Source organism: Thiolapillus sp. (assembly GCF_048562965.1).
Taxonomy (GTDB): Bacteria; Pseudomonadota; Gammaproteobacteria; order Chromatiales; family Chromatiaceae; genus Thiolapillus; species Thiolapillus brandeum_A.
Window position 1 is genome coordinate 1 of the sequence record NZ_JBHNMF010000736.1, and the last position, 1,487, is coordinate 1,487.

The 1,487-nt window shown below is 52.8% G+C and carries 2 protein-coding genes; one reads left to right on the forward strand and one right to left on the reverse strand.

What is annotated here, in order from left to right; genetic code table 11:
• Window positions 1-74: 74 nt before the first annotated feature.
• Entirely contained in the window at window positions 75-275 is a 201-nt protein-coding gene (locus ACOCD2_RS19650) for a hypothetical protein (RefSeq protein WP_293650098.1), read from the forward strand.
• Between the two features lie 137 nt (window positions 276-412).
• Here the strand turns inward: ACOCD2_RS19650 and ACOCD2_RS19655 are convergent, their stop codons facing one another.
• Window positions 413-1,330: a sulfurtransferase gene (locus tag ACOCD2_RS19655; RefSeq protein ID WP_293650099.1), complete on the reverse strand. Its 918-nt coding sequence runs from the start codon at window positions 1,328-1,330 to the stop codon at window positions 413-415.
• Window positions 1,331-1,487 lie beyond the last annotated feature (157 nt).

Sequence of the window (1,487 nt, forward strand, 5' to 3'; positions counted from 1 at the left end):
AATAGGTTGTCAAAGGCCGAGTCGATTTTGGGGACTGGGATGTCCCAAAATCTATCACGAGGCCGAAGACACGCTTGCAGCCGCCCTCAGAAATGGAACGCGCGCTGCTCGAGGAGGTGGATTTCTGGAAGAACTACATCGAATACTGTCTGGAAAAAGACAGCGCTTCCGTACCTGTTGCGGCGTATGAGGCGCTTGCCCAGTCTGAAGACAAGCTGCAAAGCTACAAGTCCAGTACTGCCGTGCGCAGAAAACTGTTCGTCAGAATTCACTAGGAGACCCCCGTGTTTACAGCCGATCTTTGCATAGACCGGCTGTTTCCCGCGTACCGTCGGAGCGGACGATTCACACCTCCGGCTCCGACTTACAGCAATAATCACTGACGGCGTGTTCCCGCATGCTGATAGGCAGCTTACAGTTCAAAATCTCCAGCATAGGGCTTATCCCCATCAACAACAGGCAGACTCAGACGGTTTCCCCAGTGTGACCAGCCGCCGTTGTATAGCCGTACATCTTTGTAACCGAGATGTTTGAGCTGCATATAGGCCAGGCTCATGCGAAAGCCGTCGTGGCAATAAACGTACACGGTCTTTCCCCTGGGAACTGGCTTGTAGAGTTCGGCCAGTTCACTGTCGCTACGCCATTTCTGTGCGCTGGTGCCATCCAGGCTGACGACATTGATTGCACCGGGAATATGCCCGCCCATGATGGAATGCTTGATCACCTTGCCGGTGTACATGTCATGGGGGCGTACGTCCAGCAGTACGATGTTTGGATCACGGCGTGAGACTACATCGTCGTAGACATCCGTCCATTCCACCGAAAGCAGGGGATGGGCGGCCTTCAAAGTCACTGCACCCGGCTTGGGCGCAGGCGTCGGCTCCCTGGTCATTTCTTCGAAGGCGCTCCAGTCTGTGGTTCCTCCACTGAGAATCTTTACATGCTTCATGTTGAATCCATAGAGATCCAGCAGGTAGTAGAGCCGTGAAACCAGAGCCGTGTTTGAATCGTCATAAAGCACCAGCGTGGAGTCGTCGTTGACGCCCCAGCTTCTCAACGTTTTTTCCAAGGCTTCGCGTGAGGGAAAGCGCATCAGCGGGTTGGCGTTGTTGTCCCCGAGGTCCTTGAAGCGCTGCACCTGGATGGCGCCGGGTATATGCCCCACGGTGAAATAACGGTGCGGATAATAGCGTACTTCCAGAATAACCAGGTTTTTGTCTTCCTTGTGTTCTGACAGCCAATCGCTGTCGATCATGAATTCCGGTGATGCCTGTGCGGCTGGAATGGCAAGCCAGAGAAAGAGCAAGAAAATGGAGAGCTGTTTTTTCATAGTGAAAACCTTTCAGAGCCAATTGGATGGTTTGGAGAGCGTGCGGACTGCATGAGTGATCTGCTGTTCCTCTGTCCCCTTGCAGAGACTTTGGCAATAAGCGCAGAAAGCCGTTCATGATCCTACAGAAAAATATACGGAAAAACGAATGTAATGT

Excerpts from the sequence above, each read along its gene's own strand:
- ACOCD2_RS19655 (WP_293650099.1), bottom strand. The coding sequence starts at position 1,330 with ATGAAAAAACAGCTCTCCATTTTCTTGCTCTTTCTCTGGCTTGCCATT.